Genomic DNA, 6,651 nt, shown 5'->3' with positions numbered 1-6,651 from the left:
GCTGGGACGGGTGGGGGAGGTTTTGAGGGACTTGCAGGGGGGAACCTGTTTTTACTGTAACAAGGCGATACACGGGAATGGTGAGGTAGACCATTTCATCCCCTGGCGTCGTTATCCAATCGATTTGGGCCACAACTTCGTACTGGCACACGCCAACTGTAACCGGAGCAAACGGGATTTTCTTGCCGCTCCCGAGCACAGGGATGCCTGGTACGAGCAGAATATCCTGACCCATGGGGCGTACCTCACGGACGAGCTGTCCCCTCTGGTGAGCATCGACGCCGAGCGTTCTACCGCAATCGCCACTTGGGCCTATCAGCAAGCACTCCGTGAGCATGCTCGGTTGTGGCGTGGTATTGACCTGTTTGTGGACGTGACAGCCCCCAGTGTGAATATTCCCCTGCGCTTTCTGTGAGACGTTGAGGCTTTCACGCTAGATAAACTCGATAAAAAAGGGCCACCTCTTGCGAGATGGCCCTTTCCAAACGTTTGGTGGAGCTGGGGGGATTTGAACCCCCGTCCAAAATTACTACATCCTTGGCACTACATGCTTAGTCACTCTTTACATTCGCCAACCCGCTGCGGAGAGACACGCCACGAATTGACTAGCTCGATTGGTTTTAATGCTTCCGCCCCGAGCAGGACTTCCACACGATCCTGTGAAGGATGACCTTCCGATTCCCTAGGACACAGGCAAGCTAGGGTAGAAGGGCTCTATGCAGGTTATTAAGCTGCTAGTGCGTAGTTTTCGTCGTTTGCGACTATTTTTTTGCGGTTTATTAACGAGGCCTACCGCACCTCGGCATGCACCTTGGGTTTCGTGAATCTTGTCGAATCCAGAATCAGCCCCAAGTTGTTAATTGCGATTGTACGCAAAAATGCTGTCATAGCAAGGCGTTGATACCCATTCCCTCTGGCAGCAAGTCTGTTTGCCGATTTATTGTACGCAGCTGAGCCTGAAGAGCCAGCTGCGCCGGGGGAAGGTGAACTGGCGTCCAGATCCTGCCAGTAGCGGGTTAGCCGCGATGCTTGTTCTTCATGATGCGGGCTTTTTCCCGATCCCACTCGCGGGCCTTGGTATCTTCGCGCTTGTCGTGCTCTTTCTTGCCCTTCACCAGGCCGATCTCGACTTTGACCCAGCACTGTTTCCAGTAGAGGGCGAGGGGAACTATGGTGTAGCCCTGACGGGCGATCAGGCTTTCGAGCTTGTCGAGTTCACGACGGCTCAGCAGCAGTTTGCGGGTGCGGGTCGGGTCACATACCACGTGGCTGGAGGCCGCTTGCAGTGGCAGGAAGCTGGAGCCGAACAGATAGGCCTCGCCATCGCGGAAGATGACATAGGCTTCGCTGATGTTGGCCTTGCCCGCCCGCAGGGATTTGACTTCCCACCCTTGCAGGGACAGACCCGCTTCGATCTTCTCTTCGATGAAGTATTCGTGGCGCGCGGTTCTGTTGAGTGCAATGGTGCTGGACCCGGCTTTGTTTTTACTGTTTTTTTTGCTCATGACGGGCGATTTCCGGCAATGACTAGGAGGCTCGTATTATACGTAGGCAGGGGCGGCTGTAAAACGCGCAGCAGGTCAAGTGGTGGCTTTCTGAGCGGTTTGGCTGAGGTTTTACCTCCACAACCCCAAACATGGTGATAAAATCGCGCCGATTGGATGAGGAAAAGCCATGCCCCGAATTACGCGCAGTGCCCTGGTGATGTTCAGTGCAGAACAGATGTTCAAGTTGGTTAACGATGTGGATGCCTATCCGCAGTTTTTGCCCGGCTGTGTCGGCAGCCGTGTCCACGAGGCTGGCGATGACTACATGATGGCGTCGGTCGATGTGGCCAAGGCGGGGATTGCCAAGACCTTTACCACCCGCAATCAGCTGGATGTGAACCGTCAGATCAGGATGGAGCTGGTGGATGGCCCGTTCCGCAAGCTGGCGGGCTGGTGGACCTTTACCCCGCTCGATGTGGATGCCTGCAAGGTGGAGTTTGATCTCGATTTCGAGTTTACCTCCAAGCTTATCGAGGTGGCATTTGGTCAGGTGTTCCGCGATCTGGTGAGCTCCATGGTCTCCGCCTTCTCCAACCGGGCGAAGGAGGTCTACGGTGTCTGACCAGCTCAATATCGAGGTTGTCTATGCCTTGCCGCAGCAGCAGACGGTGATTGCGCTGCGGGTTGCGCCCGAGACCTGCGTGCTGGCGGCCATCGAGCAGTCCGGCATCGTGCAAAAACACCCCGAGATCGATCTGGCGGTCAACAAGTTCGGCATCTACAGCCGCCCGGTGAAAGGGAGCGAGCCGCTGCACGACGGCGATCGTATCGAGATCTACCGCCCGCTCATCGCCGATCCCCGCGAGATGCGCAAAAAGCGGGCCGAGAAGGCCAAAGAGGAGGGGAGAGCCGATAGCGTGACCGGTGGTCGCCCCGATGTGCATCGCAAGCTCCGCGAGTAGCTCTCAGGTTTTTCTTGCAGAAAAAAGGCGCCGAGGCGCCTTTTTTTGATCCCGTTAGCCGGTGAGCTTGCCGAGGGGATATCAAGAGAGGGCTGCTTCTGCCACACCCAGTCGGGCACGGGCCCAAGCGGCCAGTAGCTCTACCCCGCTTTGCATCACCCGCTCATCGAAATCGAATTCGTTGTGATGGTGTGGTGCCGCCAGATCGGCCCCCAGAATGAGGTAAGCCGCTTCGCCCCCCTGTTTTTGCACCCGCTCCATCAGAAAACCGGCATCTTCGCTGGCGCCAAAGCGGCGAGTCTGGATAGTGGCGAGCCCCTGCTTGCGGGCCAGCGCCGCCAGCTCGGCTTGCAGCGCCGGGCTGTTGTCGAGGGCAATGGCCTCACCCTGCTTGATGATGCGGTAGGTGACGCCGTGGGCGAGGGCGGTACCTTCGACGATGCGCTGTACCTGACTGAACATGTAGTCGTTGAGCGTGCTGTCGGCGCCGCGGGTTTCACCGCGCAGCTCGGCATGATCGGGAATGACGTTGCGGCCGCTGCCAGCGTGAAGCTGGCCGACGTTGATGCGGGTCATGCCGTCGCGGTGGCGGGGGATGCCTAGCATGGCGGTGGTGGCCATGCAGGCGGCTGCCAGCGCATTGCTGCCGGCATTGGGCTCGAGCCCTGCATGGGCGGCGGTGCCCATAAAGTGGACGTCGAACTTGGTGGAGCAGAGAAACTCGGTGGGATTGATCACCAGCTCGCCGCTGCCAGCGTGAATACCGATATGGAGCGAGAGCAGGGCATCTACGTCATCGAGTGCGCCACCGGCAGCCAGCGCCTTGCCACCGCGGCACCCCTCTTCGGCGGGCTGGAAGAAGAGCTTGATGCGGCCGCAAAGCTGCTCCTTCATCGCCATCAGCTGACTGGCCAGCCCCATGCCGATGGCGGTGTGGCCATCGTGAGCGCAGGCGTGCATCCACCCCTTGTTGTGGGAGGCAAAACCCTCCTGCTGCGGCAGGTGCTGCTCGGCGGCAGACTCCTCCACCTCGACCGCGTCGATATCGAAGCGAAAGGCCAGGGTCGGGCCGGGACGGCCGGTATCCAGCTCTCCCATCAGACCGGTGACATCGCCGATCCGCTCCAGCCAGTCGGGATGGGCCCCCTGACGGCGGGCGCGGGCTTTCTCGGCGGCCACATCCACATCGCGCCCCATCATCAGATTGCTGGCCAGCAGTTTGTCGCCGAGCACGATGCGATAACCGAGCTCGCTCAGGTGGTGGGCAATCAGGCTGGTGGTGCGAAACTCTTTCCAGGCGGCTTCCGGCAGGCGGTGCAGGTCGCGGCGCCACAGGATCAGGTGCTCAAGGGTCATCTTGGCTTCCTTGGTGATTCGATTTGTCGGCTATTGTGCCTTTTTTCCCGGCTGACCACACGGGGCCAGCAGCTGGTCGGGGGAGCTGTGAACGCGGGCAATGGCATTGGAGGCCATTGATAGGGGTGAGAGAAGATAAAAAAACGCCTCCACAAGGGAGGCGTGTCGATAGCTGGTTATCAGGCCGCGTGATGGTAAGCGGAGGCTTCAAACAGCTTCTTGTTGGCCACCAGATCGATGGGGTCAAAATCATCGACGTTGATGGTGCGCAGGCGACTTACCTCGGCGCGGCGCAGCAGCTCGGCTTCGCTCTGGGTCAGTACGCCAGCGGCCAGGCCAATGTCGGCCACCTTGTCCAGCGCCAGGAAGGGGCGCTTGATGCCATCAGCCTTGCAGACTTTCTCGAACAGCGGCTCGGCGGACAGTACGTCATCGAGCGCCTGCTCCAGCAGACCGAAGGGGTTGCCCTCTTCGCGAGTCAGGTATTGCCCCTTGGCCAGGCGGCTGCGGGTTTCGCTCGGGGTTTGCAGCAGGCGGGCCACTTGCTGGTCCAGCTTGTCGCACGGACGGTTCAGGTCACGGCCAAGCGGCAGCACCACGGCGCGAAGGGCCAGACCAATCCAGCGGTTCGGGAAGTTGCGAAGCAGCTCGTCGATCGCCTCTTGTGCCTTGAACATGGCATCTTGCAGTGCCCAGTGCAGCAGCGGCAGATCGGCCTGCTGGCGTCCCTCATCCTGATAGCGCTTGAGGGCACTGGAGGCCAGATAAAGCTGGCTCAGCACGTCGCCAAGACGGGCGGAGACCCGCTCCTTGCGCTTGAGCTCGCCACCCAGGGTGCCCATCGCCATGTCTGACAGGAACGCCAGGTTGGCCGAAAGGCGGGAGAGCTGCTGGTAGTAGCCCTTGGTCTGATCCTTGTACGGTGAAGCGGCAAAGCGGGCGCCGGTGATACCGAGCCAGAAGCTGCGCACCAGGTTGCTGATGGCAAAGCCGACGTGGCTGAATACTGCCTTGTCGAAATCTTTCAGCGCCTGCTCTTTATCCGGGTGGCTGGCAGCCAGCATCTCCGGCAGTACATACGGGTGGCAGCGGATAGCGCCCTGACCATAGATGATCATGCTGCGTGTCAGGATGTTGGCCCCTTCTACCGTAACGGCGATGGGCGCACCCTGATAGCCACGGGCCAGATAGTTGTTGGGGCCCATGCAGATGGCTTTGCCGCCGTGGATGTCCATGGCATCGATGATGCACTTCTGGGCACGGTCGGTGAGGTGGTATTTGACGATGGCGGAGATGACCGAGGGCTTCTCGCCAAGGTCGATGCCGGTCACGGTCAGGTTGGCTGCGGCGCCCATGATGTAGGCATTGCCACCGATGCGGGCCAGCGGCTCTTCAATCCCTTCCATCTTGCCGATGGGCAGCTTGAACTGGCGACGGATGCGGCTGTAGGCACCGCTTGCCAGGGCCAGCATCTTGACGCCGCCGGTGCTGTTGGAGGGCAAGGTGATGCCGCGACCGACCGACAGACACTCGACCAGCATGCGCCAGCCCTGACCGGCCATGGCCGGGCCACCGATGATGAAATCGAGCGGGACGAACACATCCTTGCCCTGGGTCGGGCCGTTCTGGAACGGCACGTTGAGCGGGAAGTGGCGACGGCCAATGCCGACCCCCTTGATGTGTGTCGGGATCAGCGCACAGGTGATGCCGAGCTCTTCCTCTTCACCCAGCAGGTGCTCGGGGTCACGCAGTTTGAAGGCCAGACCCAGTACGGTAGCAATAGGGGCGAGCGTGATGTAGCGCTTGTTCCAGGTGAGACGCATACCGAGCACCTCTTTGCCTTCCCACTCGCCCTTGCAGACGATACCGAAGTCGGGGATGGAACCGGCGTCCGAACCTGCCTCCGGGCTGGTCAGGGCGAAGCAGGGGATCTCTTTGCCTACCGCCAGGCGGGGCAGGTAGTAATCTTTCTGCTCGTCAGTGCCATAGTGTTGCAGCAGTTCGCCCGGGCCCAGCGAGTTGGGTACGCCGACGGTGGAGGCGAGCACGGCGCTGGCGCCGCACAGCTTTTGCAGGACACAGGACTGGGCGTAGGCAGAGAACTCCAGACCGCCATATTTCTTCTTGATGATCATGGCGAAGAACTTGTTGTCCTTCAGGTATTGCCACACCTCGGGGGAGAGATCCGCGCGCTCGTGGGTCACTTCCCAGTCGCTCACCATGCGGCACACTTCCTCGACCGGGCCATCCATAAAGGCCTGCTCTTCGGCAGAGAGGGTGCTGACCGGAATGGCGTGCAGCTTTTTCCAGTCCGGGTTGCCCGCGAACAGATCGGCTTCCCACCAGGTGGTGCCCGCTTCAATCGCCTCTTTCTCGGTGCGGGACATCTCCGGCATGATCGATTTGTAGATCTTGAACAGCGGCTTGGTTATTTGATTGCGGCGAAATTCCACCAGATTGAGCGGGATGGCGATCACCGCGAACAGCGCCCATACCAGCAAGGGCACATGACCATAGATGGCGCCAAGCACCAGGGCGGCGCCGGTGACCAGGGTGGAGATGAACAGGGATGCCCGGCGATAGGCCAGGGCTCCGATAACCAGGATCACCCCGAGCAGAGTGAGGGTCGTCGTCATTGCTTGCTCCTTGCGTGTATAAATGTGCCAACTTGGTGTAACTCATCCAGAGGTCTGACCTGTTGGATATGGCCCCTGTTGTAATTCATACGCACAAAGTTATCAAGCTGTTTACATCTTCATTACCTTCTCTCTGTGATCCCCATAACGCTCACGCGCCGCCAGCGCTGTGGCTCGCAGGGGGGCGACTGTGCGATTCGCTTGTGCGAG

Annotated in this window: 6 protein-coding genes and 1 other RNA gene; 3 read left to right on the top strand and 4 right to left on the bottom strand. The window is 59.9% G+C overall.

The genetic code is table 11. From position 1 onward, the window contains the following. Positions 1-415, top strand: a 415-nt coding sequence (locus G5315_RS05515) for an HNH endonuclease (RefSeq protein WP_421332655.1), incomplete at its 5' end; no start/stop codon positions are given. A gap of 75 nt (positions 416-490) precedes the next feature. Here G5315_RS05515 and ssrA read toward each other — a convergent pair. Further along, positions 491-850: a transfer-messenger RNA gene (gene ssrA / locus G5315_RS05510) on the bottom strand. Positions 851-1,016: 166 nt separating this feature from the next. Next, complete coding sequence (smpB, locus tag G5315_RS05505; protein WP_005334498.1) at positions 1,017-1,505, bottom strand: SsrA-binding protein SmpB; 489 nt, start codon at positions 1,503-1,505, stop codon at positions 1,017-1,019. Positions 1,506-1,674: 169 nt separating this feature from the next. Here smpB and G5315_RS05500 point away from each other — a divergent pair, with 169 nt between their 5' ends. Then, positions 1,675-2,109, top strand: coding sequence for an SRPBCC family protein (locus G5315_RS05500; protein WP_005334496.1), 435 nt, complete (start codon positions 1,675-1,677; stop codon positions 2,107-2,109). Continuing rightward, positions 2,102-2,449, top strand: coding sequence for an RnfH family protein (locus G5315_RS05495; protein WP_042054648.1), 348 nt, complete (start codon positions 2,102-2,104; stop codon positions 2,447-2,449). Before G5315_RS05500 ends, G5315_RS05495 begins: the two co-directional genes overlap by 8 nt. Before the next feature lie 81 nt (positions 2,450-2,530). Here G5315_RS05495 and G5315_RS05490 read toward each other — a convergent pair whose 3' ends face one another. After that, a complete protein-coding gene (locus tag G5315_RS05490; RefSeq protein ID WP_317114908.1) occupies positions 2,531-3,805 on the bottom strand; it encodes an amidohydrolase in 1,275 nt (424 codons plus the stop codon). Positions 3,806-3,984: 179 nt separating this feature from the next. Beyond that, the gene (gene fadE / locus G5315_RS05485) at positions 3,985-6,441 is read right to left on the bottom strand and encodes an acyl-CoA dehydrogenase FadE (RefSeq protein ID WP_335833844.1); all 2,457 of its coding nucleotides are present in this window, start codon (positions 6,439-6,441) and stop codon (positions 3,985-3,987) included. Between the last annotated feature and the right edge of the window lie 210 nt (positions 6,442-6,651).

Origin of the sequence: Aeromonas sp. 603607, assembly GCF_049171595.1 — a bacterium.
Lineage (GTDB): Bacteria > Pseudomonadota > Gammaproteobacteria > Enterobacterales > Aeromonadaceae > Aeromonas > Aeromonas veronii.
This window is presented reverse-complemented; position numbering and strand designations above follow the sequence as displayed.